The following is a 24,758-nucleotide window of genomic DNA, read 5'->3' as shown; positions in this document are numbered from 1 at the left end:
AAAAGAAAAAGCATAAAAAAAGAGAAATCAACCTAAAGTCAATTTCTCAAAAAAACTAAATTATTACAATATTTATCCCATTACGATGCGTTTGCCAAGCACTCCTTTCATTTCCATCATATGAATGCTTGCTTCAGCAATGATCTCATCTGATAAATTTTTCGAGTTATAAATTACATCAAAAACGGTGTCGGAAAGAGGTTCTTTATTAAAATAGTTTCGCAAAACTTCTCGTTTCTTATCAATTTCCTTTGCATAAGACAACATTTCATTCGTACTCAACTTGTAAATCTCCTGTAACTGCGCAGCTCTCCATTCCAAGGGAGCATGCAACTTTATGTGAAATGAACGCTCAATATTTTGAGTAAGAACTACTCCTCCTCTACCAATTATAATACAATTCCCTTTGGATGCAAAGCCTCGGATTACATCAGAAATAGTCTTTCTGATCTTACGGTCACTTTGATAATATTTACTCGACAAAGCGGCTAAAATTTCATCCCAGGTCGATTTCTCCCTGGAATTAAAAACATATTCAATTTTCTCAGGTGCTAAATTTAATTCTTTTGCAGATTGCTCAAGAATCTCCTTGGTTAAGCACGTCCATCTATTTCCCGTTTTTAAGGTAAGCTTTTCAGCCATCATATTTGCAATATTTATAGCGGTACAGCCACACTCCCGGGAGATAGTAACTACCGGTCCTTCACAAAAAACACCCCTTCTAGGATCAATTATTTTGGATTGAAACCGATTCTCCATGTACTTTAACAGAATATTATTCATTTCAACCTCCTGTAATTAGTTTAAGCTCTATTCTTAATTTAAGGCTTTTTAAGAAATAACAAAAATCATTTGGCGTGTTTTTTGTTATATAGAGTCATTATTTAATGGAAGGAATGTATTATTTCTTAAATTTGTAATCCGAATAACTTTTACGCTTAAAAACATTTATAATGCCCAGAATAACTCTTTTGATTCTCTTCCTATTCAGCTTAACCTCTTTTGAGCTTAGCGCACAATTAAACACCGAAAATATATTCGATAAAGGCCGAAGTGCTATCCAGTTTGATGATTATACTGAAGCGATCACAAAGTTTAATGATATTATTCGGGTTAAACCATATCTTCCCGAGCCTTTTTTTTTCAGGGGACTGGCAAAATCACAGCTTGAAGATTTTAACGGTGCAATTGTTGACTACACAAAAGCACTGGAATTAAATCCAAATTACACTTTTGCTTATCTCTATCGGGGCATCGCCCAATATCAGTTAAAAAATTACCAAGGAGCTTTAAAAGATTTTGAAAAAGCTTTGGAATTCAAACCGAACAATGCGAATATCTATTTCAGTAAAGCAAATAGTTTGGCTGCTCTTGAAAAATTCAATGAAGCCAATGTAAATTATTCAAAAGCCATTCAAATAGATCCTGAATTAATGGGTGCCTACCTTAACAGATCAATTGTCCGCGATAATCTTGGAGATACTGATGGGGCAATTCAGGATTGCAGCAAAGCGATTCAACTGAACGAATTTTCGGCAGATGCATTTGGGAACAGAGGTTATTTAAAATTCAAGAAAAAGGAATACGATGAGGCCATTAAAGATTACGACCGGGCTCTTAAAATAGAACCGGAAAACACACGGGTAATCATGAGTAGAGGTATTGCCAACTATGCAAATAAAAATCCCAAAGGAGCCCTTGAAGATTACAATAAGGTTCTGGAATTGGATCCAAACAATGCACACTGCTACTACAACAGAGCTTTACTTAAATCTGAAATTGGCGATTACAACTCTGCTATTGAGGATTTTAATAACGTTTTGGAAATGAATCCTGATAATATGCTTATTTATTTTAACCGGGGATTTGTTAAAATGGACATTGGAGATTTTAATGGTGCTATTGCAGATTACACAACAGCCATCAAAATTTATCCTGATTTTGCAAAAGCATATTTGGCAAGATCTTCGGCAAAACGACAATTGAACAATATTGATGGTTCAATTCAAGATAGAAATCAGGCTTTGCTCATTATTGAGCGCTATAAAAAAATGAAAAATGAAGGAGCCATGTCGGCCTTTGTTGATACAACTGAGAATTTCCAAAAACTGATCGACTTAAATTCAAGGGAATCCTTCACCGAGGACATCATTAAAGGCCGTGTTCAGGATAAATATGTTAGCATACAGTTAGAAGATAATTTTCACATTACTCACCTGGATCTCGATACTTTGCGAGCCGGTAAGGTTCAATATTACGACCAGGCAATAATGAATTACAATCAAAAACAAAATTACAGTCCGGCGTTTACAATTAATAACAAACATTTTAAATACCCTAAAAAAATAATTGAAGAACAAATAGCAAATGCCAATTCTAAGATTGAAGCAAAGAATTCCGATGGCTACTTTCACCGTGGAATCTACTATCTGCTGGACAAAAAATTTAATAAGGCAATTGAAGATTTTAGTATCGCTATTGAGAAAAAAAGCGATTTTTGTTTTGCGTATTTCAATCGTGCGAATGCATCTGCAGCGATGACCGATTACATTCAATCTATTGGTGATACAGGAGAGTCATTGCTTAATCTTGATCCGGAACAAAAGAAAAAGAAAAACGAAACAATTGTGGATTACAGCAGTGCTATTGCCGATTACACAAAAGCAATTCAACTCGATCCATCCTTTTTGTTTTCCATATATAACAGAGGTAACGCATATGCCAAATCGAAACAATTTAAAAAAGCAATTGCCGACTACGATTGGGTGATTCAACTTGATCCTAATTTTACCGAGGCATATTATAACCGAGGTTTAGTCTATCTATTTCTTGATCAGAAAGACTTAGCTTACGAAGATTTAAGTAAGGCCGGAGAATTGGGCTTAATTGACGCATACAATGTAATTAAAAGATACTGCAACAAAGACTAAACCAAGCTTAACAAACAGAACACAAAATACATGACTCCCAATCAACCCTTAGCTGAACGATTACGCCCCACAGATCTGAAAAATTATCTAGGTCAAAAACATTTGGTTGGGGAAAATGCCGTTTTACGAAAAATGATTGAATCAGGCAATGTGTCCTCTTTTATTTTATGGGGACCACCTGGCGTTGGTAAAACAACTTTAGCCAAAATCATTGCCAAACAACTCAACCGGCCATTCTATACTCTTTCGGCTGTAAATTCGGGAGTAAAAGATGTTCGGGAAGTAATTTCCAAAGCTGAAAAACAAAAATTCTTCAACACCCCAAATCCCATTTTATTTATTGATGAAATACATCGATTCAGTAAATCGCAGCAGGATTCATTATTGGGAGCTGTTGAAAATGGAACTGTAACTTTAATTGGAGCAACTACTGAAAATCCATCCTTCGAAGTAATATCGCCCTTACTCTCAAGATGTCAGGTTTATGTACTAAAAGCTCAGGAAAAATCAGATTTGGAAGCACTGATCGACTATGCTATTGCCAATGACAGCTACCTAAAAGAAAAAGAAATTCTTACCCCTGAAAAAGATGCACTGCTAAAATTCTCAGGTGGAGATGCCCGAAAACTTTTAAACATTCTGGAATTGGTGGTGAATTCTCAAAACACCACATCAATAAGCATTACCAACGAAATAGTGACCAGAGAGTTGCAGGAAAACCCCTCGATGTATGATAAGGATGGAGAACAGCATTTTGACATTGCATCTGCTCTAATAAAATCAATTCGTGGCGGAGATCCCGATGCAGCAGTATATTGGTTGGCCCGAATGATTGAAGGCGGAGAACAACCAAAATTCATTGCCCGAAGACTGGTAATATCGGCGAGTGAAGATATTGGACTGGCAAATCCGAATGCCCTTTTGCTTGCAAATGCCTGTTTTCAATCGGTTAATTTAGTTGGAATGCCCGAATCACGAATTATTTTATCCGAGACAGCCATTTATTTGGCAACTTCGCCCAAAAGTAATGCTGCTTACATGGCAATTGGCAAAGCTCAGGCACTGGTAAGAGAAACAGGAAATTTACCTGTGCCACTTCATTTGCGAAATGCCCCAACCAAACTAATGAAAGATCTGGGCTACAAAAAAGACTATCTATACTCACATGATTATCCGGGTAATTTTGTCAATCAACAATACCTTCCAGATCAAATAAAAACTCAAAGATTATATATACCGCAACAAAATGCTCAGGAATTAAAAATTTGGGAAAGATTAAGAAGCTGGTGGAAGAACAGATTTTAATTTCTGCTTTTAACAAGCAAAAATTGTTACTTTTGCCCTAAAATAAATTAGAACATCATGATAAAAAACATTCCAAATATAAAACATACAGATAGTGGAAACTTCTTTCTTTTGGCCGGTCCTTGTGCCATTGAAGGCGAAGAAATTGCCATGAAAATTGCTGAACGAATTGTTCAAATTACTGATAAACTTGAAATCCCTTTCATCTTTAAAGGATCTTACCGGAAGGCAAACCGATCCAGATTAGATTCTTTTGCAGGCATTGGTGATGAAGCTGCCTTAAAAATCTTAAAAAAGGTGAGTGATACTTTTGGGGTTCCTACAGTTACTGATATTCACTCTGCGGAAGAAGCTGCAATAGCTGCAGCTTATGTTGATGTATTGCAGATTCCTGCCTTTTTATGTCGCCAAACTGATCTACTGATTGCTGCCGCGGAAACAGGAAAAGTAGTCAACATAAAAAAAGGCCAGTTTCTTTCTGCTGAATCAATGAAATTTGCTGTAAATAAAGTACGCGAATCAGGAAATAACCAAGTGATCCTAACTGATCGCGGAAATATGTTCGGCTATCAGGATATGATTATTGATTACAGAGGGATTCCTGTGATGCAGGAGAATAACTGCCCTGTAGTTTTGGACATTACTCACTCGTTGCAACAACCAAACCAAACAAATGGAGTTACCGGTGGTCGTCCGGAATTAATCGAAACTGTAGCTAAAGCAGGTATTGCCGTTGGTGTGGATGGAATCTTCATCGAAACTCATCCTGATCCGACAAACGCAAAATCAGATGGAGCCAACATGCTTCATTTGGATTATTTAGAAGATTTATTGACTAAACTGGTTGCTATTCGAAAAGTAATCAATCAATTCTAAATACAAACAAAAGATCCGGCCACAACCGGATCTTTTTTTTACTTACCAATAACCACTCATTAGTCTTTAATTAAACACTAATACTGTTCCCTCTTCACATAAGAAGTATGAAGAAGTTTATGTGATTTATGACTTAGAGGCTCATCCAAAAACTCCTTATAAATCTGTACAATTTCAGGATTTTCATGAGATTTTCGAATTGGAAGATTTCTATCCTCTTCATAAAGAGCATTCATCCTCTGTAATCGAATTTCATTATCAACAGGGAATGGTTGACCGCCACCGCCCAAACATCCGCCCGGACAAGCCATTATCTCAATAAAATGATAGAATTTATCGCCTCTCTTAATTGCTTCCAGCAATTTGTGAGCATTCTCGAGGCCATTAGTTATTGCGCATTTCAATTCGGCTCCTTCCAGAAAATTCCACTCTTCAACAGTTCCCTCAATTTTAACAGTTGCCTCTTTTACTCCTTCCAAGCCACGAACCGGAATAATCTCCAAATTATCAAATGGAACTTCGCGGCCTGTAACAATCTCGTAAGCCGTTCTTAATGCAGCTTCCATAACACCGCCAGTAGCACCAAAAATAGCCCCTGCACCAGAACCAACACCCATTATTGAATCAAAAATTTCATCATTCAATTTTTCAAATTCGATACCTGCCTGTTTAATCATTACAGCCAATTCTCTGGTAGTCAACACAAAATCAACATCCTTATAACCGCTGTCTTTCATTTCAGGACGATTTGCCTCAAATTTCTTAGCCGTACAGGGCATAATAGAAACGGATATGATATTCTCCGGCGCAACATTTACATTTTTGGCGTAATACGTCTTAGCCAAAGCACCAAACATTTGTTGTGGGGATTTACAAGTCGAAAGATTAGGTAGATACTCAGGATACTTATGCTCTATGTATTTTACCCAACCCGGAGAACAAGAAGTAGCCATTGGCAAGGTAACCTCAGGATCATCATCCACAAGCGCCCGCTTTAATCGGGTCAGCAATTCTGTTCCTTCTTCCATAATGGTTAAATCAGCAGTAAAATTGGTATCCAAAACAGAATCAAAACCCAATCTTTTTAAAGCTGAAACCATTTTACCGGTAACTCGGGTCCCCAGTCCTAAACCCAATTCCTCTCCTAATCCAACACGAACAGCCGGAGCTGTTTGCACAATAACATGCGTATCCGGATCGGCGAGCGCATCCCATACTTTTTCTACATATGATTTTTCGGTTAATGCGCCCGTGGGACAATGAACGATACACTGACCACAATTGGTACAAACAACTTCGTCAAGCGATCGATCGAAAAATGTAGAAATCTTCATCTCAGATCCTTTATGAGCAACCGCAATAGCTCCAACACTCTGTATTTCCGCACATGTTCGAACACATCTCTGACAACGGATACACTTGCTGTCATCCTTCTCAATTGCAGGAGAAAGCCTGTCAACAGTATAATTTTTATCCGGTACCAAATCAATAAAATCCTGATTTGTGATTTGATATTCTGCAGATAATGCCTGCAATTCGCAATGCCCGTTACGATAGCATTTTGTACACTCTTCTCTATGCTCTGTGAGTAAAAGCTCAATAATATGCTTGCGGCAATTTCTTACCTTTAAAGTGTTTGTATTGATCTCCATTCCCTCTGCAACAGGAGTGGCACAGGAAGCTACTAATTTATGATTACCCACTTGTTCGACAACGCAGACTCTGCAGTTTCCTGCTACACAAAGGTCTTTGTGATAACAAAGCGTAGGTATTTTTATATGGAGATGTTTTGCTGCCTCGAGTATGGTCTTATTTTCCTCAACACTAACAGCAATTCCATTAATTGTTAAATTCACCATGTTTGACATATCAATTTCAGTTTAAATTGTTCAAAATTCAGATTGGTTATTTTCTTACTAATAAATCATCTCCTCGCGGAAATTTTCCACAATAGAAGAAAACGAATTCGCCACCGATTGACCCAATCCACATTTAGCTGTCAACTTCATGGTTTCAGTTAATTTAAGTAGTTGATCGAGATAAGAGGTTGGTTTTTCGCCACGTTTAACCGCTTTAATTCCTTTTAAAAGCTGCTGACAACCAACCCGGCAAGGAGTGCACTGTCCGCAAGATTCTTCCTCAAAAAATTCAAGATAATTATTAAGAACATTATACATGGATCGTGAACTATTAAAGATCATCATAGATCCTCCTGTAGGCAAGGATATACCGGTTAATTTCCCCTCGTAACCAATAGTCGTTTTTCCAAAACGCTTACGCGGAACCAAAAAACCCGAAGCACCACCAACCTGAACTGCCTTACAATCGCCATCACCAAAATCATCAACAAAATCTTGAACAGTCATACCTAATTCCAACTCATAAATACCTGGTATTGGAGTATCCCCAGATACTGAAAACACCTTGGAACCGCGAGAATCCTTAACTCCAAGATCTCTAAATTTTTTGGCTCCAAATTTTAATATTGTGTATGAATGTGCCAGCGTTTCCACATTATTAACTACTGTCGGTTTTCCTTTAAAACCATTTACACTAGGAAATGGAGGTTTATTTCTAGGCTCCCCTCTTTTGCCTTCCATGGATTCAATCAGCGCACTCTCTTCACCACAAATGTATGCACCGCTTCCCATAAAAATTTCAACCCGGAAATCCAATCCCAACTCATCCAATATATCATGAAATTTTCTTAGTTCTTTCTTTAAATCACGAACTAAGAATTTATATTCTCCCCTTAAATAAATATAGCCTTTTTGAGCTCCAATAATCTTAGCGCACATGGCCATGCCCGAAAGAACCTTATGGGGTACTCTTGTTAATATTTCCCTGTCTTTAAATGTTCCCGGTTCTCCTTCATCTGCATTACAGATTACATATTTTTCTTTTTCATTAGATTCAGCAGTCAGTTTCCATTTTAATCCTGTTGGAAAACCTGCCCCGCCTCTACCTTTAAGACCAGAATTCACCATTTCATTCACAATTTCCTGGTCAGATCTTGACAATGCATTTCGAAGAATCTCTTTACAATCATCATCATTCTTAAAGATCAAATCGATTCTATGAAGTTGTTTTTTTGTTGCTGTTGTTGTTGTCATACCTAAGGGTATTTAGATGTTAGTTTTGCTTTGTTAGGTTATAATGTTTAATTTTTTTCCTTGTACTCGCGCAGAATATCTACAACTTTTTCCGGGCTTAGCTCTGTATATACCTCATCGTTTACCAACATGGCGGGAGCCTTATGACACCACCCCAAACAGTTTGTTTGAAGAATAGTAAATTTTTTATCGATAGTCGTTTCACCAACTTTAATTTTCAAAAAATTCTCTATCGCAAGAACAATTTGATTTTTTCCCTTCATTGCACACGTAATAGTTTTACATACACGAATTACATACTTTCCCCGTGGTTCAATGTCCAGAAAAGAGTAAAAACTTGCAGTTCCATAAACATCTGCAGCAGGAATACTCATTTCCTTCGAAATTTTTAGAATTGCTTCCTCAGAAAGAAATCGCTCCTGATCAATCACTCCTTGTAATATTGGAAGCAGATTTTCCCGGTCTTTCCCATGTTTGGAAACCAAATCCTGCACTAATTTTTCTTGAAAATCCATAAAGTAATGGTTTAAGAGTTAATATTAATAGAGTTTCTCTTTGAAGATAAAAAAAATAAAGAAATTTTTCTCTATTTAATTCTACAGACTCAAACACAACACATTATAAATTACATTAAAAAAAAACAACATCACATAATATAGTTAAACCAACAAATCCCCTATAAAATATAATATCTAAAGAAATAAACCTACTTAATAATTTTTCTTTATATTCAACAGACAATGTTGCGAAACATGCCTAATTTGAATTTAGACTTCTTTTAAACAGTGATTTCTTGCATATAAAACAAAAAAAGCCTTCGGTAATATACCGAAGGCTTTCTTTATTAGATCATTATATAATTAACAATATTCCCGGGGCTCAATTTCACCGCGCAGAACCATATATCCATTCATTGCCAAGGCCTTCATTTCATCTTCTCCGGGATATACAACAACAGGAGCAATAAAGGAAACCATTTCTTTAATATAATTTACCAAATCAGGATTATGGGCAATTCCGCCAGTTAGAAGAATTCCATCTACCTTACCTTTTAAAACCGTTGCCATTTCTCCAATAGATTTTCCTACCTGATATGACATAGCATCCTGAATCAATTTTGCATTTGCATCACCAGCCTTGGCTTTCAACTCAACATCATAAGCATCATTTGTTCCTAAATGTGCAACCAAACCTCCTTCGCCCTTAATCATTTTCTTTACATCTTCAAGGGTATAGTCTCCGCTAAAACAAAGTTTCGCTAATGCTCCGGCAGGAAGTGTACCTGATCTCTCAGGGGAGAATGGACCTTCGCCATCTAAAGCATTGTTTACATCAACTACTCGTCCTTTACAGTGAGCACCCACAGAAATTCCACCACCAAGGTGAGCAACAATCACATTAATTTCCTCATACTTCTTATCAACCGACTGCGCAAAAGCACGGCCAATAGCTTTCTGATTTAGAGCATGAAAAATAGACACTCTTTGAAATTCCGGATGCCCCGATATTCTGGCAACATCAATCATCTCATCAACAACAACAGGATCTGCAATATAAGCTTTAGCTCTTGGTAATGCCTGAGCAATATTATCGGCTATTAAACCACCTAAATTACTTGCATGTTCTCCAAGAATACCAATTCTTAAATCTTCTTTTAAGCGCTCATTTACCGAGTAAATTCCAGATTCAATGGGTTTGACCAATCCTCCCCGTCCAACAACTGCTTCGATTAAATCTATTTGAATTTCTGCATCTACAAGCTCTTTCATAATAATATTCTTACGAAATTCGAACTGTTCAGAAATTTTACCGAACTGAGCCAATTCTTCGTTCGAATGCTTTATATTTTTCAAGAATACAGATTTATCTCCCTGAAATACAGCGATTTTAGTAGATGTGGAGCCAGGATTAATAGCTAAGATTCTACGAGTTTCCATTTGTTAAGTATGTTTGTGTTTGTGTATTATTCAATTTGAATGCAAAAATACCAAACTTGATTAGAATTCAACATCATTTAAAGACATTTTACTTCAATTTATCTATTTAGTTTGATTTTTAGTAATAAATCATCACAAAACCTACTGATTTGAAGGAAATACAAAGAAAGATCCTAATTTATCTCAGGAATCAATAAAATATTATAGGTAAGCCAATTGCAAAAGCAACAAAAAAATCCTTACGTTGAACAATTAGAAGACATGACGACTGCTCAAATGGAATTTGAGAGCAATCAAAAGTTAAACTTATTTTAAAAAAGAGAATGCATAAAGTATTAAATTTAGCTCCAATCTTGATAGGACGGTAATTTGTCGAGAGCAATTACCTCCTGACGGGCTTCAAAATGATTGAAAAGATCATGATCCGGCCATTCCTTTACCGATCTTAAAAATTGGCTCATTAATACACTAAGATCTTTTGTAAAATCTGATCCCCGCCAAGTAGAACTATTGGTTATGATTACATAACTTATACCATTTTTGTCGTGCTTTAGTAAAGCAGAACTACCCGCTAAAGTTCCGGTTCTCCACCAAGTACCATTGCTTCGGGTTCCTTTCCAGCCAATCGGGCTATGACCTAACTTATTCGGTGTAGTCATATATTTTATGCTTTTTCTGGAAAGAATATCCGGAAGAGTATCGTCACCATCAATAGCCATCATAAATTTAATTAGTTCAGCGCCTGATGCAATCCAGCCGCCTGCACCACCAAGAGCTTCCAAATTATTTCCGCCATTACTTCTAAAAACAGTTTTTCCAGATCCGTCAAACGAAGAAACTTTAATTGCATCAGACTGCTCGTAATAATTTACCTCGTTAGGAAAGTGATCCTTTTGAAGACTTCTCCCTAAGTGCATATCAAAAATTCCCGAAGGATTTAAAATATGAGTTTGAACATATGTCTCATAGGACTTGTCAGCAAGTTTCTCAATAACTTTCTCGAGTATAACGTAACCCAGGTTAGAGTAACTTCCTCTGGTTCCGGGTGTAAAGCTTAATCTTCTCGACAATGCAAATTGAATCGTAGTTTGAGCATCAATTGGCGGCTCAACATTCATTTTTTTCGCTATTGCCAAAGGTAAAAACATTGGATCGCCATATTTGCTTGAAAATCCGGCAGAATGACGAAGTAAATGCTCAACAGTTATTCTCTTTGTGCGTTTATCTTTAATATTGCTATATGTCTCATCATTCAGAATACCATGTTCACCAAAAACGTAATCATCCAAATGCAACTTCCCTTCCTCCTGCAATTTCATAATTGCAGTTGCGGTAACTAATTTGGAAACGCTTGCAATTCTAAACAGACAGGATGGTTCAACCTCCTTCTCATTATCCACATCAGAATAACCATATCCTTTCGCAAAAACCAATTTACCATCTTTAACAACAGCAACTGTTGCACCAGCAACTTCCCACCTCCTTAAAAACCGATTTAATATTTTATCAGCCCTTTTAGTCTGATCACTGTCAGATAATTTATTTGAAATTCTATGAGACACCGCTTCGATACTGTTATCGATTCTTACAGTGGGAGCTTCCTGTGTAGAGAAACTAAACGTCTGGTCAAGAATAACCAGAGCTACAACGATAAATACTGATACTAATCTTCTTACAATCATTAAATGTAAATTGATTCAACTGCTATACTTCAACATCACAACTCATCCAGCAACAAGTCAGTACATTCTTTCTACTATTAAGAATACAAAAATGTTTATATTTTTTCGTAATACCATTCTAAATTAGCTTCTATTTATAAACAGTAAAAACAAAACCCTTTGTCACAAATATAATTCATTTAATCATCAAAACAAGTCGCTTTAGCAAATTCAAACCAAATACAAAGAAATAATCTCTTCTATTTTAAAGCAATCAGGAAAGCATAATTATGGACAGAAATGCATTAAAAACGAAAAGACATCGAGTATTAGCCATATAGTGCAACGGCATAAAAATGGAACTAAAATTATCTGATGCCGGGAATGCAGGTCTTTAATAAATTATACCACCTGAAACAATTCAATTTTTTCATCAATTCCTTTCATCTTAATTTTCCCAAGATTAATTAAAGTATTACCATTTAATTGATCGGCGACTGCCCTGCTCACTAAAAATTGTGAATCGAATTGCTTATTCAACTGTTCTATCCGGGAAGCTATTATTACATTTTTGCCCGCAATGGAAAATTGTTTACGGATTTCATTGCCTATATTCCCTGTAATTACTTCGCCACAATGAAGACCTATACCAACACGGGTTTTATCACCGTTTATTTCATTCCTGCAATAATTAATAACTTCGACTATTTGAACACCAGCACAATATGCATCAACCACATGATTTGGATTTTCAACTGCAACACCAAAAGAAGCCATGAATCCATCCCCCAATATTTGGTGAATAATTCCATTATTCTTCTCGATAATCCGGATGAGAGGATCAAAAATTGCATTTTGAAATTCAATGGTCTCTTCAGGGCTTTGCTGATCGGCCATTGATGTGAAATTACGAATATCCATGAACATAATAGATCCTGTCATTTTTTGCCCCACCTTATCATTTTTATGCAGAATCAATTCTTTCGCTATATGTGTGGATAACTGCTGACCAAGAAGAGATTCCATTTCATTTTGATCATCTTTTGCTTTCAGCAGATTATTCACCCTCTTTCGTATTTCTGCAGCAACCACGCCTGCAATTATTCCTGCTGACAATAAACCCATACTCCTCATCAAATAAATTTCAATCATTTGCTCAACATCACCAACAGGTTTCAAAAATTGTATCCCCCAGTAAGAAACACCCCAATATCCAATGCAAGCCAATATGCCGGCCCCCAGGGATATCTTAAAATCAAGATGCATTGCCGACAGCATCAAAAGCAAAAAATAAAAAGTAAGCCCATCGTATTCCAACAGCAAAAGTGAGTTGTCATATTTTATTGCATTAAGTAGAATAACGGCTGGTAATCCAAACTCCATAATTAAATTGGGAATCAAAACTTTTTTAGAAATGGAGCGCTTGTTTCTAATGAGCCAATTCATCCGGATAAACACAAAAATTTCGAACAAGAAAAAAATCATCCACCAAAAGAGCATCGAATCAACAAACTTTTTGTTATTCAAAGAGGCTCTCAATAAATTAGGACTTAAATGATGCAGCACTGGAATTAACACAGAGCTGATTAAGAAAAGAACTAAAATAATGCCAACCCGCTTCCTTTCAATTTTAAGAAACTCAAGATGTAATGGCTCATGAAATTTATAATGTTCTGCAAACATGATGGAAGATTTAAATAGATCTCAAAATAAAATTATATTGACAAAACATGAAATTGGAAATAGGTTAACGCCACATTTTTATCGGTAAAAAGAAGATCAAATACCTCTATTTATAAGCGCAATGAAATTGATCCGGAATCAATTCATCCACCTGTTTTCAAGCAACCTTTCGGTATCTGTTTACGGCAATTCCAAGCATTGCAATTGAATACAATCCTAAAATACTCAGATCTCTCACTACATCTGCAAATACGGATCCTTTTAACATTATCATTCTTATTATTTTAATAAAATAAGCTACTGGATTAAGAACATTCAATTTTTGAGCCCACATAGGCATACTCTCTGTAGGTGTAAACAATCCACTCATCATGATAAAAACAATCATAAAAAACCAGGCTATAAACATAGCTTGTTGTTGGGTATCGGTTTGTGTTGAAATAAACAAACCAATTCCTAAAATGGTGAGCAGATAGACAAAAGCAACCAAATAAATTAACCATACAGAACCTAAAAATGGAATTTTAAACACAAATGCAGCAAGTAGTAAACCAACACCAAGTTCAAAAAATCCAATCACTAAAAACGGTATTAATTTCCCAATCAGAAATTGATATTTTTTAATTGGTGTCACATTAATTTGTTCGATAGTCCCAATTTCCTTTTCGCGCACAACATTCATTGCAGATAAAAACAAGCCAATTACAGTCACCAATAAAACCAGAATTCCGGGCAGCATATAGGGAATGTATTTCATTTCAGGATTAAACAAAAAGGAATATGTATTTTGAACCAAATGAATTCCGTTGTCTTTTCCTACAATCTGAAGTTTAGCTTTGAGCTGCAAATTATATTCCTGTATTACCGATAAAATATAGGCATTGTATAATCCGGCAGCACTGGCATCTATTGCATTTACCAACACCTGAACCTCTGCAGGTTCTTTTTTATCCACCAACTTTCCAAAGCCATTTTCAAAAACCAGAATCGCATCAACATCGTCCTTTAAAAGCTCATCTTCAGCGTTATTAATCGAAAAATCGATATCCTTAACGGTAAAAAAAGGAGAACCGTTAAATTTGGAAATCAGTTCACGGGAATGGCTGGAAAGATCTTTATCAACAACAAACAGATTGGTGTTTTTCATTTCGTAAGTTGCTGCAAATACCAATACACAAAGCTGAATAATTGGCATAACAAAAATTACAGGCAACATACTTTTGTTTCTAAAGATCTGTAGAAACTCTTTTTGCAATATGAATTTTATAGTTCGCATCTTTTATTTCCGTTGCAGTTAAAAATAAATTTAAATCTCGGTGGGTATTACTCCAATCTGATTTTGAATTTTTTGACGCTAAGGCCAATAAATCCCACAGTCATTCCGATAAGAATTAAGGTTTCTTTCCAAACAAATTCAAATCCACTTCCCTTTAACATGATATTTTTGATGATTATAATGAACCATCGTGGTGGAATAATATGACTGATGATTTGCAGAGATACAGGCATATTCCGTAAAGGGAAAATGAAACCTGAAAGCAAAATTGTCGGCAGCATTAATGCAAACATAGAGAGCATCATAGCAACCTGTTGACTGTCCGAAATTGTAGAAATAAAGATTCCTAAAGACAAAGCCATCAGAATAAACAAAAGACTCTCAGCCATAAGTAAGGCAAAACTACCCAAAACCGGAACTCCAAACACAAAATACCCCATTCCGACAATTACCAGAGCATTAATAAACGACAAAAACAAATAAGGCGTTACTTTCCCTAAGATGATTTGCAAAGGACGCAATGGCGAAACCAGCAAAATCTCCATCGTTCCCATTTCTTTTTCACGTGCTATAGATATAGAAGTCATCATGGCAGAAACCAACATTAAAATGGTGGCCATAATTCCCGGAACAAACATATAAACACTCTCCATATTGGGATTAAAATACATTCTTGTTTGGGGCATGATTTGACTGGGAACTGTCTTTCCTCTATTGATCTCCAAATTGTAATTCTGAAGAATTCCCTGAAGATAATTCACCTCTAAACTCGCCATATTAGGTTCCGAGGCATCCGTCAATATTTGTACCGAAGCTTTTGATCCTTTAATCAGATTTTTTCCGAAATCAGGTTCAAACACCAAAACCAGCTTCGTTTCTCCTTTGCGAAAAAGCTCATCTACCTGTGCAATGCCATCCAGATTCTTAACGAGTTTAAAATAACCCGAAGAAGTTATTTTATTAATGATTTCAGATGTATATTCATCTTTCGAATGATCCACAACAGCCATCTTTACATCCTTAAGGTCGTTGGTAATAACAAAACCAAAAAGCAGCAACTGCACAATGGGCATTCCAAATAATATCAGCATTGATCGCTTATCGCGAAAAATGTGATAGAACTCTTTTTTCAGGAAACCAATAAATCGTTTCATGTGTTTATAATTTGATTTTTATGTCATATGGAACACCCAAACTGCAAGCATCTTCCTGTGTGTAAAGCCTTTTAAATGGGTGTTTCATCTCTTTATATTTTTAGCAAATCCGTTCAAATGTTATTCTTTGTAATTGCTTTTTCTTGCCAATTGAAGAAAAACCTCATCCATATCTTTGGCGTCGAATTTATTTTTAAGTCCTTCCGGTGTATCCAAAGCTTCAATTCTTCCATCAACCATTATTGAAACCCGATTGCAATACTCTGCCTCATCCATGTAGTGAGTGGTTACAAAAACAGTAATCCCATTTCGGGAAGCTTCGTAAATAAGATCCCAAAACTGCCTTCGGGTAACCGGATCAACTCCTCCTGTTGGTTCATCTAAAAACACAATCTCTGGATTGTGAAAAATAGCAACAGAAAAAGCCAACTTCTGCTTCCAGCCAAGAGGCAGTTCGCCAATTTTTTTATTTCTGGCATGAACCAAATCAAGTTTTTTCAACAAATCATCCGATTTCAACTTGATATTCTTCGAAGACATTCCGTAAATACCGGCATAAAAACGAATATTCTCAAACACCGTTAAATCCTCGTACAAGGAAAACTTCTGACTCATGTAACCAATATTTCGCTTCAGTTCTTCCCTTTGTTTGTATACATTTAAGCCAGCAACCATTATTTCTCCGGATGTTGGATAGGAAAGGCCACATAGAATTTTCATGGCAGTCGTCTTTCCTGCTCCATTTGCACCCAAAAAACCAAAAATCTCACCCTGATACACGTCAAATGACAAATCATCATTTGCTGTAAACGAGCCAAATTTTTTAAATAAGTTCCTTACTGATATTACTTTTTTATCTGAATTCATTCCTGAACAGTATTTTGTTGACTCAAAGCCATAAAACAATCCTCTATGCCTGCCGCAATTTGTTTAATTTCAACATGATCCTGCCCTTTCAATTTCAGATAATCTTTCAAATCCGACAGGACAAAATCATCCCTAACATCTGTATAGTGAACACTTTGACCAAAAAGAAAAACAGAATTAACAAATGGATAATCACGTAAATCCAACAAAAGCTGATAGGTATCTTTTGCTTCAAAAGAGTACAAATCTTTTTCAAAATTGGCAATTATGCCAGACGGACTATCCAAACTTAGTATTTCGCCTGATTGCATAAGAGCAACTCTTTCGCATAAATTAGCTTCATCCATATAAGGAGTAGCCACAACTATTGTAATTTCTTTTGTTTTTAGACCTTTCAGCATTTGCCAAAACTCACTTCTCGAAACAGCATCAACACCGGTTGTAGGTTCATCTAAAAGCAATATTTTTGGCTGATGAATCAGCGCACAGCAGAGAGCCAGTTTTTGCTTCATTCCGCCCGATAATTTGCCCGCCGGTCTGTCCTTAAATGGTTCAATCTGCACCCAAATATCACGAATCATGTCCATATTGTCTTCAATTCGGGTATTGAAAACTGTTGCGAAGAAGTTAAGATTTTCCAAGACCGTTAAATCCTGATAAAGAGAAAATTTACCCGGCATATAACCTAATATATTTCTAATATGCCTATACTCCTTCACCATCTCGAAACCGCACAATGCTGCTGAGCCTGAATCGGGAAGCAATAGAGTCGCAAGCAAACGAAACAATGTTGTTTTACCTGCCCCATCCGGTCCTATTAATCCGAACAATTCTCCCGATTTAATATTCAGATTAATTTCTTTAAGAGCTGAAACGTCACCGTAAGATTTCGATAAATTATTTATACTAACAGTAGAGTTCATATGCTATTTGAATCTAATTTCACCCGGCATTCCAATCTTCAAACGTCCGTCATTTACCACCTTGATCTTAACAGCATAAACCAATTTCACGCGCTCTTTTTTTGTTTGGATAATTTTGGGTGTAAATTCAGATTGGGAAGAAATCCAGATCACTTTTCCCTGAAGCGTTTCATTCTCCTCCTTATTCTTATCAATCAAAACCTTTACCTCTTGACCGATTTTAACTTCTGAAAGCTGATCGCCACTAATATAAACCCGTAAATCAAGCATACTTAAATCGGCTAGTTTAAATAGTGGTGTTCCTGTGTTCACCATCTCATAAGCTTCTTGATATTTTTCCAAAACCGTAGCGGCCTCTGGCACATATATCTTACTTTTCTCAATTAAATCGTTTAAAGATTCAATTTTTCGATCAAGACTTTCCAACTCTCCCAAAACCTTGGCATTCTCAGTTTTAACCGCTTGTATCTGCTTCTGAGCAAGCAAAATTCCACCATTAACATCATCAACTTCTTTACTGGTTGCTGCACCGTCTGCAAACATTTTATCAATTCTTGATTTATCTTTTTCAAGGATAGAAATCTGTTCCTGATAAACCGCGATTCGAGAAAGGATATTCTTCACTCCTGAGGCCACAGCGGACTTTTGTGCTTTTAACTGCTCTCTTTGCAGATACAACTGAGTGGTATCAATAACTCCAACTTGTTTTGCCTCTGAGAAAACATCTCCCTCATTTACATCAAGAACAAGTATTTTACCGCTGTTTTCAGCTGAAATCATATACTCTGTAGCCTCAAAATTTCCAAAAGCATCCGAATCGGCTTCATTTTGATTGCAGCCGAAAACAAAGAAAAGAATAACTGCTCCTATAATTGTTGTTAATTTCATGTGTTTATAATTTTAAGTTTTTACCATATGGTTCCCAAAGCTTTCGGGATTCTATGCTAAAATAATCATCCCCTTCTGTGTCAAAATCGCTTTGACATGGACGTTTCATTTTATTGATATTTAAATTCCTTTGATACGTTTGAACTCAGCCAATGATTGCTGTAATTGAATTGTATGGTATTCTTTATTCAATTTCGCTTGAATTTCCTTATTCAAATCCTCTAAATAATCACTTGAAGTAATCACACCATTATCCAACTGCGAGGCTGAACTTCTGCTTATATCCTCCTGCAATTCGATGATGGCATCATCCTTTTCAAGTAAAATTTCGAATTTCCTGATCTCACTGCTTTCTTTCCCCAAATTAATACGCTGATTTTGCGTAAAACTTAACTCCTGGGTTCCCAGTAACTCTTTTTGAATTCCAATTACTTTTTGCTTTCTGCGATTTGATTTCCAATCGAAAATATTCCAGGAAATTTTTGCTCCCAACATGTAATAAGTATCAAATTCATCCATTAATTGATTGTAACCGGGATTTCCATATCCCATCTGACCAAAAGCTGATACCACCGGATATCTATCTTTCTTCAATAACTCTTTTTGAGCATCCAACAATGATTGCCGGCTTAAGTACCATTGATATTCAGGCCTATCCTTAGATTCCAAACCATTTACTGATAGTTGATCATATTCTGTTTCTTCGAGTTTTGTATTCACACTTAAACTGCGTCCCATTAGCTGAGAAAGCACATTAAATGAGGATTCCTCACGAGCATTTAACTCCAACACCTGCTGTTCTATTAAAAGCAATTCAGACTCCATAATTTTTAAATTAGCAGGAAGAACCATTCCATTTTCCACAGCTGATTTCAATTGCTGTAAGCGTTTAACAATGGTATTTTGTTTATCAAATATTACCAATTTACTTTTTCGAACCAACAGAATTCCAAAATAGGCCATATTAACGCGTTCACGAAGTTGATACATCTGAATCTCCAGATTTTTAATTTCAACCTCCGAAGATTTCTTCTCCACCTCAACCCTGTTATGAGTTTTTCCGCCATCATATATTAATTGCTCCACATCTAAGTTTAGCGAGTATCTATCTTTTGGCGCTTTGGGCGTATTCATTCCGGGAAATGAAATACCTGTTACATCGGACTGATAACTGAGGTTTCCATTGGCATAAATCTTTGGTAAATAGGCAAGTTTCAAATTCTCTGTATTCAAATCCGAAGATTTACTCAAAAGTTCTTTTCCTTTCATTAATGGGAAAAATTCCTGAACTTCTTTTTGACATTGATCCAAACTAAGAACCTCTTCCTGAGACCATCCTATCTGAGTCTTAAAAAAAATAATCAGCAAAAGAATGTATTTGCTTTTTCTACAAATTGATGTCATTTCAAAAGAATTAAATTTTTATTGATTGAATTATGAAATCAGAAACACGATCGGCCCGCTCTTTCAGTATCTCATATATATTTTCATTTTTATATAAAATCTCCTTAATTACAGGTCGGCCTGCGAACGGAAAAATAGACAAACTAATGATATTTAGAATTAACTCTCTTGGATCAATCGGTCTTATAATTCCTGACTTAACAGCTTCGTTAATTTGAATTATTGTCTTTTCCCTTCCCTCCAAAAACCCTTCAACATCAAACAATTTAAGTATTCGTGTCGGATCCGAATTAATTTCATTAATTACAAAATTAGGAAGGAACGGATACTCAACTAACACTTCATGATAGTGCCTGCAAATATTTCTGATCTTTTGAAACAAATCAGAATCATCTGCTAAAAACGCAACTATGGGGCGAAGCATTTTTTTTAGTGCTTCATCAAAAACCTGTTCAAATAATTTTTCTTTGTTTCGATAGTAGTAATGAAGCAAAGCTTTATTTATTCCTGCACAATCTGCAATCTCCTGCATTCTGGCTCCGGCTAATCCTTTTTGTGCAAAAATAGTTCTTGCAGCAATTAGAATATTCTCTTGGGTCTCGACTGATTTCTTTTCCATTTCTATTTTATTAACCAGTTGGTTAATTCATACTCAAAAAATTAACCATTCGGATTAACCGTTTGGTTAATGCAAATATATTTGCTTTTTTTTATTCCTCCAAATAAATCTTCATTTTTTAACCATTTGGTTAAAATAAAATTTCCCGATAAAAAAAGCTTCCACCATTTACTGATGAGAACTTTCTTACTGTGTATTAAAACTTACAAAAAACTATTCGTATTTTAAAGATTCTATTGGATTTGCTCTTGCTACCTTCAATGAATGACCACTTACTGTAAGCACCGCCAAAATAAGCGACATTAATAAAGCCAAAATAAAATAATACCATGGAAAATTGATTCTGTACACAAAATTCGATAACCAGTGCTGCATCACAAAATAAGTTAATGGCCATGCAACAATATTTGCAATTATTACATTCAAACAAAGACTACGACTCAAAATCATCATCAATCCAAATTCCGAACTACCCAGCACTTTACGAATTCCAATCTCTTTTACTCTTTGCTGCATTTCAAAAGAAACCAATCCCAATAAACCAAGAAGTGCTATAAAAAAGGCCAAAATAGTAAAAGAACTAAGGATATTCGCAACCCTTTCTTCTCCCTTAAACAGGCTATTAAAATCACTATCTAAAAAGAAATATTCGAAAGGCTCCCCATCTGTCATTTTTGACCAGTACTTTTTTACCATCTTTACTCCATCCATTACATTATCCGGCTGTAACTTAACCAACATATAACGTTTAAAAAGTTTCGGGTCAGATACCAATAACATAGGAAGTATTTTATCGCGCATCGATTCAAAATGAAAATCTTCAATTACACCAATAATCTCAATAGCCTTCCGACCATTTTGATTAAAATCCGGCTTGTAAATATTTCGTCCTACAGGATTATCGGTATATCCCAATGCAGCAATCGCAGCTTCGTTAGCTATAAAAACAGAAGAATCCGACACCCTGTTTTTATCAAATTTTCTTCCATCAATTATTTTCAGTCCCAGCAAATCAATAAAGTTTTCATCAACATGCATCAATCGAAAATTGATCATATCTTCATTGTTTGCTCCTTCACGATACATTGACCATCCATTTGTACCCCGGCCGGGAACCATTCCTGAAAATGACACGTCTTCAATTCCCGAATACTCCTTTAACTTTTCTTTAATGGATATTCTCTGTTCATCTTCTAATGAATATGCCCTATCAACCACCAATACACGTTCCTTATCAAATCCCAACTTTTTTTCCTGCATAAAATTAACCTGTTCTTTAATAATAAATGCAGATATCAAAATACCAATGGCAACCACAAATTGAAAAATAACAAGACCAGCTCTTATTCGTTTCCCCAGCCGTCCTTTTTGCACTTCACCTTTCAGTACACTCATCACCTTAAAACCTGATAAAGAAATGGCGGTATAACTCCCGGCAAACAATACAACAAATGCAATTACGCCTCCCATAAATAAAAGATACTCCCCCTGCCATAATAACGGCGACATCAAATTTTTCCGGGTAATTTCATTAAAATAAGGCAAGGTCAACTCAATCAGGAAGAAAGAAATAACAGTCGCCAATAAAGTCATTAGGAAAGTTTCTGCATAAAATTGAATCATAAGCATATTCCGATTACTTCCAAATACTTTTCTTACTCCTACCTCACGAGCCCGGGTATACGATCTGGCTGTCGTTAGATTTAAGAAATTAACACAGGCCAGTAATAGAATGAAAAAAGCAATCGCCGAAAATATATAAATGTATTTTATATCACTAACAGGCTCTATCTGACCTTCCGTAGTAGTCTTAAGATAAATCGACTCTAATGGCTCTAAATAATACTTAAATTCATTTCCGTTTTTTTCCCATGCTACAATATCAATCCCAAGAACTTCAATCAATTTAGGTCCCATATGTCTGATCGTGAAATCACGAAATTTAGCTTCTAAATCCTTGTAGTTCGTTCCTGGCTTCAACAAAAAATAAGCCTGCATATAGTCACTAAACCAAGCATCTTCCTCTTCTGCACTCAAATTTAACAAGCCAACTAAATCATAATGAAAATGAGAATTTTCAGGTACATCTTCCACCACTCCACTTATAGTAAAGAGCTTATCCTCACTCATCTTCAAAATTTTCCCAACAGGATTTGCATCGCCAAAATATTTTTGAGATGTACTTTGAGTCAATACAATATTATTCTTCTCCTTTAAAGCTGTCCTTGAATCACCAAACACGAAAGGACGGGAGAAGACTTCAAAAAAAGTAGAATCTGTGCGTAAAAATTTGTCTTCCACAAATTGCTTGTCCTCATATTTAAACAACACATTGTTCCAAAAATGAATTCTTACTGCATATTTTACTTCTGGAAAATCAGCAACTGCATTGGGAGAGAAAGGTGCACAAATGGTATTGCCATCCATTTTTCGCTCACCCATTTTTACTTTAGTTGCTACACGATAAATATCTTTATATTTGGGATAAAATTTATCGTAACTCAACTCATCCTGAACAAACAGATAAATAAGAAATACACAAGCCAGCCCCACAGCCAAACCAACAATATTAATAAAAGTGTAACCTTTGTATTTTCTCATATTCCGAAAGGCAACCTTAAAGAAGTTCTGTATCATAGTTTAGGGATTAGATTTACAGCCCTTATATATCAATCCACATGCCACCACTCATAAAAACCTACATATCTGACAACTACAGAAAACTATACGAAACAAAATCTGTTCGAATAAGCACGTATATGTACGTTTTCGCACAAAAAAAAGGATGCCAATTGGCATCCTTTCATATTTCTTATATAAACTTGCTTAATCCAACTTGTGAATTAACAAACCTGAACGAAGCTTAGGTTCAAACCATGTTGTTTTAGGAGGCATAATATTTCCTGTATCAGCAATATCAATTAACTGCTGCATCGACACTGCATACAAAGCAAATGCAACTTTCATATCTCCACTATCAACACGTTTCTTCAATTCGCCCAATCCACGAATACCACCTACAAACTCAACACGAGTTGTGGTGCGAAGATCTTCAACACCCAAAAGATTATCCAATACATGACTTGACAAAATAGTTACATCTAAAACTCCGATAGGATCCTTATCATCGTAAGTTCCTTCTTTAGCATTTAGTTTGTACCATTTATTATCCAAATACATTGAGAATTCATGCAATTTAGCTGGCTTATAAATCCCCTCGCCCATGCACTCAACTTCAAATGTTTGTTCCAGCTTCGCCAAAAACTCAGCATCAGTCATTCCGTTTAAATCCTTAACAACACGATTGTAATCGATAATTGCCAATTGATTATCTGGAAAATGAACAGCCATAAAATAATTGTACTCCTCATCACCTGTATGATTGGGATTTTTAGCGGCAAATTCTTCACCAATACGCGCAGCCGCTGCAGTACGATGGTGACCATCGGCAACATATGTGGCAGGAACTTTAGTTGCAAACAACTCTTCCAGCTTTTTATTCGTTGATGGATTATTTACAGGCCAAAAATGGTGACCAAATCCGTCTTCCGCTACAAAATCATACTCAGCCTCTTCGTTCTTTACAATATCTGCAACAATTGCATCAATTTCCGGAACAGCTTTGTACGAAAAGAATACCGGCTCAAGATTTGCTTCGGTATAACGAGTTAAAATCATACGATCTTCCTCTTTATCCGGACGAGTTAATTCATGCTTTTTAATTACACCATTCTTGTAATCTTCGCAAGCTGCATTTGCAACAATGCCATACTGAGTTCTGCCATCCATGGTTTGAGCATAGATGTAAAACTTAGCTACTTCGTCCTGAACCAACCAACCCTTATCCTGGAACATTTTTAAATTGGATACAGATTTTTCATACACCTCTTCTGAGTGAACGTCTGTTCCGGCAGGGCAATCGATTTCGGCACGAGTGATATGAAGCAAAGATACATCCTTACCTTCTGCCATTTGAGCAGCCTCTTCTGAATTCATTACATCGTATGGCAGACAAGCCAAATCTTTTGCAATCTCTTTTGGTGGGCGCAAGCCCTTAAATGGTTTTAAAATAGCCATCGCGTTCTATGTTTTTGTTGTGTTTGTTTGTTGCAATTTATTTGA

19 protein-coding genes are annotated in these 24,758 nt (G+C 36.0%); 3 read left to right on the top strand and 16 right to left on the bottom strand.

Features of this window, described 5'->3' with window-relative positions; all coding sequences use genetic code 11:
• Positions 1-72: 72 nt before the first annotated feature.
• Positions 73-783 (bottom strand): cytidylate kinase-like family protein, encoded by a 711-nt coding sequence (locus ACKU4N_RS07785; RefSeq protein ID WP_321322195.1) that lies wholly within the window; start codon positions 781-783, stop codon positions 73-75.
• Between the two features lie 170 nt (positions 784-953).
• Between ACKU4N_RS07785 and ACKU4N_RS07780 the strand changes: the two genes are divergently transcribed.
• Genes ACKU4N_RS07780 through kdsA form a run of 3 tightly spaced genes read left to right on the top strand, consistent with a single transcriptional unit; the run spans position 954 to position 5,111 of the window.
• A complete protein-coding gene (locus ACKU4N_RS07780; RefSeq protein ID WP_321322193.1) occupies positions 954-2,930 on the top strand; it encodes a tetratricopeptide repeat protein in 1,977 nt (658 codons plus the stop codon).
• A 30-nt stretch (positions 2,931-2,960) separates the two neighbouring features.
• Positions 2,961-4,235, top strand: a complete 1,275-nt coding sequence (locus ACKU4N_RS07775; RefSeq protein WP_321322191.1) for a replication-associated recombination protein A — start codon at positions 2,961-2,963, stop codon at positions 4,233-4,235.
• 57 nt (positions 4,236-4,292) lie between these two features.
• Positions 4,293-5,111, top strand: coding sequence for a 3-deoxy-8-phosphooctulonate synthase (gene kdsA / locus ACKU4N_RS07770; RefSeq protein ID WP_321322189.1), 819 nt, complete (start codon positions 4,293-4,295; stop codon positions 5,109-5,111).
• Between the two features lie 77 nt (positions 5,112-5,188).
• Here kdsA and ACKU4N_RS07765 read toward each other — a convergent pair whose 3' ends face one another.
• From ACKU4N_RS07765 to ACKU4N_RS07695, 15 genes are all read right to left on the bottom strand, one after another.
• Positions 5,189-6,970, bottom strand: coding sequence for an NADH-dependent [FeFe] hydrogenase, group A6 (locus ACKU4N_RS07765; RefSeq protein WP_321322187.1), 1,782 nt, complete (start codon positions 6,968-6,970; stop codon positions 5,189-5,191).
• Between the two features lie 57 nt (positions 6,971-7,027).
• A complete protein-coding gene (locus ACKU4N_RS07760) occupies positions 7,028-8,224 on the bottom strand; it encodes an NADH-ubiquinone oxidoreductase-F iron-sulfur binding region domain-containing protein (protein ID WP_321322184.1) in 1,197 nt (398 codons plus the stop codon).
• A 47-nt stretch (positions 8,225-8,271) separates the two neighbouring features.
• A complete protein-coding gene (locus tag ACKU4N_RS07755) occupies positions 8,272-8,739 on the bottom strand; it encodes an NADH-quinone oxidoreductase subunit NuoE family protein (protein ID WP_321322183.1) in 468 nt (155 codons plus the stop codon).
• 345 nt (positions 8,740-9,084) lie between these two features.
• A complete protein-coding gene (buk, locus tag ACKU4N_RS07750; protein ID WP_321322181.1) occupies positions 9,085-10,161 on the bottom strand; it encodes a butyrate kinase in 1,077 nt (358 codons plus the stop codon).
• 341 nt (positions 10,162-10,502) lie between these two features.
• Positions 10,503-11,843 carry a serine hydrolase domain-containing protein gene (locus ACKU4N_RS07745; protein WP_321322179.1) on the bottom strand — a complete coding sequence of 447 codons (1,341 nt, stop codon included), beginning with the start codon at positions 11,841-11,843 and terminating at the stop codon, positions 10,503-10,505.
• A gap of 381 nt (positions 11,844-12,224) precedes the next feature.
• Entirely contained in the window at positions 12,225-13,505 is a 1,281-nt protein-coding gene (locus tag ACKU4N_RS07740; RefSeq protein ID WP_321322177.1) for an adenylate/guanylate cyclase domain-containing protein, read from the bottom strand.
• Between the two features lie 157 nt (positions 13,506-13,662).
• On the bottom strand, positions 13,663-14,781 hold the full coding sequence (locus ACKU4N_RS07735) for an ABC transporter permease (RefSeq protein WP_321322175.1): 1,119 nt from the start codon (positions 14,779-14,781) through the stop codon (positions 13,663-13,665).
• Positions 14,782-14,828: 47 nt separating this feature from the next.
• Positions 14,829-15,935 (bottom strand): ABC transporter permease, encoded by a 1,107-nt coding sequence (locus tag ACKU4N_RS07730; RefSeq protein ID WP_321322173.1) that lies wholly within the window; start codon positions 15,933-15,935, stop codon positions 14,829-14,831.
• A gap of 120 nt (positions 15,936-16,055) precedes the next feature.
• On the bottom strand, positions 16,056-16,802 hold the full coding sequence (locus ACKU4N_RS07725; protein WP_321322171.1) for an ABC transporter ATP-binding protein: 747 nt from the start codon (positions 16,800-16,802) through the stop codon (positions 16,056-16,058).
• Positions 16,799-17,725, bottom strand: coding sequence for an ABC transporter ATP-binding protein (locus ACKU4N_RS07720; protein WP_321322169.1), 927 nt, complete (start codon positions 17,723-17,725; stop codon positions 16,799-16,801). Before ACKU4N_RS07720 ends, ACKU4N_RS07725 begins: the two co-directional genes overlap by 4 nt.
• Before the next feature lie 3 nt (positions 17,726-17,728).
• A complete protein-coding gene (locus ACKU4N_RS07715; protein ID WP_321322167.1) occupies positions 17,729-18,613 on the bottom strand; it encodes an HlyD family secretion protein in 885 nt (294 codons plus the stop codon).
• Positions 18,614-18,733: 120 nt separating this feature from the next.
• On the bottom strand, positions 18,734-20,017 hold the full coding sequence (locus ACKU4N_RS07710) for a TolC family protein (RefSeq protein ID WP_321322165.1): 1,284 nt from the start codon (positions 20,015-20,017) through the stop codon (positions 18,734-18,736).
• A gap of 10 nt (positions 20,018-20,027) precedes the next feature.
• Positions 20,028-20,636 carry a TetR/AcrR family transcriptional regulator gene (locus ACKU4N_RS07705; RefSeq protein ID WP_321322163.1) on the bottom strand — a complete coding sequence of 203 codons (609 nt, stop codon included), beginning with the start codon at positions 20,634-20,636 and terminating at the stop codon, positions 20,028-20,030.
• A gap of 213 nt (positions 20,637-20,849) precedes the next feature.
• Positions 20,850-23,273 carry an ABC transporter permease gene (locus ACKU4N_RS07700; protein ID WP_321322161.1) on the bottom strand — a complete coding sequence of 808 codons (2,424 nt, stop codon included), beginning with the start codon at positions 23,271-23,273 and terminating at the stop codon, positions 20,850-20,852.
• 189 nt (positions 23,274-23,462) lie between these two features.
• The gene (locus ACKU4N_RS07695; RefSeq protein ID WP_321322159.1) at positions 23,463-24,713 is read right to left on the bottom strand and encodes a DUF1015 domain-containing protein; all 1,251 of its coding nucleotides are present in this window, start codon (positions 24,711-24,713) and stop codon (positions 23,463-23,465) included.
• Positions 24,714-24,758 lie beyond the last annotated feature (45 nt).

It is taken from the genome of Labilibaculum sp., from assembly GCF_963664555.1.
Classification (GTDB): Bacteria; Bacteroidota; Bacteroidia; order Bacteroidales; family Marinifilaceae; genus Labilibaculum.
This window is presented reverse-complemented; position numbering and strand designations above follow the sequence as displayed.

Excerpts from the sequence above, each read along its gene's own strand:
- ACKU4N_RS07785 (WP_321322195.1), bottom strand. The coding sequence starts at position 783 with ATGAATAATATTCTGTTAAAGTACATGGAGAATCGGTTTCAATCCAAA.
- ACKU4N_RS07780 (WP_321322193.1), top strand. The coding sequence starts at position 954 with ATGCCCAGAATAACTCTTTTGATTCTCTTCCTATTCAGCTTAACCTCT.
- ACKU4N_RS07775 (WP_321322191.1), top strand. The coding sequence starts at position 2,961 with ATGACTCCCAATCAACCCTTAGCTGAACGATTACGCCCCACAGATCTG.
- kdsA (WP_321322189.1), top strand. The coding sequence starts at position 4,293 with ATGATAAAAAACATTCCAAATATAAAACATACAGATAGTGGAAACTTC.
- ACKU4N_RS07765 (WP_321322187.1), bottom strand. The coding sequence starts at position 6,970 with ATGGTGAATTTAACAATTAATGGAATTGCTGTTAGTGTTGAGGAAAAT.
- ACKU4N_RS07760 (WP_321322184.1), bottom strand. The coding sequence starts at position 8,224 with ATGACAACAACAACAGCAACAAAAAAACAACTTCATAGAATCGATTTG.
- ACKU4N_RS07755 (WP_321322183.1), bottom strand. The coding sequence starts at position 8,739 with ATGGATTTTCAAGAAAAATTAGTGCAGGATTTGGTTTCCAAACATGGG.
- buk (WP_321322181.1), bottom strand. The coding sequence starts at position 10,161 with ATGGAAACTCGTAGAATCTTAGCTATTAATCCTGGCTCCACATCTACT.
- ACKU4N_RS07745 (WP_321322179.1), bottom strand. The coding sequence starts at position 11,843 with ATGATTGTAAGAAGATTAGTATCAGTATTTATCGTTGTAGCTCTGGTT.
- ACKU4N_RS07740 (WP_321322177.1), bottom strand. The coding sequence starts at position 13,505 with ATGTTTGCAGAACATTATAAATTTCATGAGCCATTACATCTTGAGTTT.
- ACKU4N_RS07735 (WP_321322175.1), bottom strand. The coding sequence starts at position 14,781 with ATGCGAACTATAAAATTCATATTGCAAAAAGAGTTTCTACAGATCTTT.
- ACKU4N_RS07730 (WP_321322173.1), bottom strand. The coding sequence starts at position 15,935 with ATGAAACGATTTATTGGTTTCCTGAAAAAAGAGTTCTATCACATTTTT.
- ACKU4N_RS07725 (WP_321322171.1), bottom strand. The coding sequence starts at position 16,802 with ATGAATTCAGATAAAAAAGTAATATCAGTAAGGAACTTATTTAAAAAA.
- ACKU4N_RS07720 (WP_321322169.1), bottom strand. The coding sequence starts at position 17,725 with ATGAACTCTACTGTTAGTATAAATAATTTATCGAAATCTTACGGTGAC.
- ACKU4N_RS07715 (WP_321322167.1), bottom strand. The coding sequence starts at position 18,613 with ATGAAATTAACAACAATTATAGGAGCAGTTATTCTTTTCTTTGTTTTC.
- ACKU4N_RS07710 (WP_321322165.1), bottom strand. The coding sequence starts at position 20,017 with ATGACATCAATTTGTAGAAAAAGCAAATACATTCTTTTGCTGATTATT.
- ACKU4N_RS07705 (WP_321322163.1), bottom strand. The coding sequence starts at position 20,636 with ATGGAAAAGAAATCAGTCGAGACCCAAGAGAATATTCTAATTGCTGCA.
- ACKU4N_RS07700 (WP_321322161.1), bottom strand. The coding sequence starts at position 23,273 with ATGATACAGAACTTCTTTAAGGTTGCCTTTCGGAATATGAGAAAATAC.
- ACKU4N_RS07695 (WP_321322159.1), bottom strand. The coding sequence starts at position 24,713 with ATGGCTATTTTAAAACCATTTAAGGGCTTGCGCCCACCAAAAGAGATT.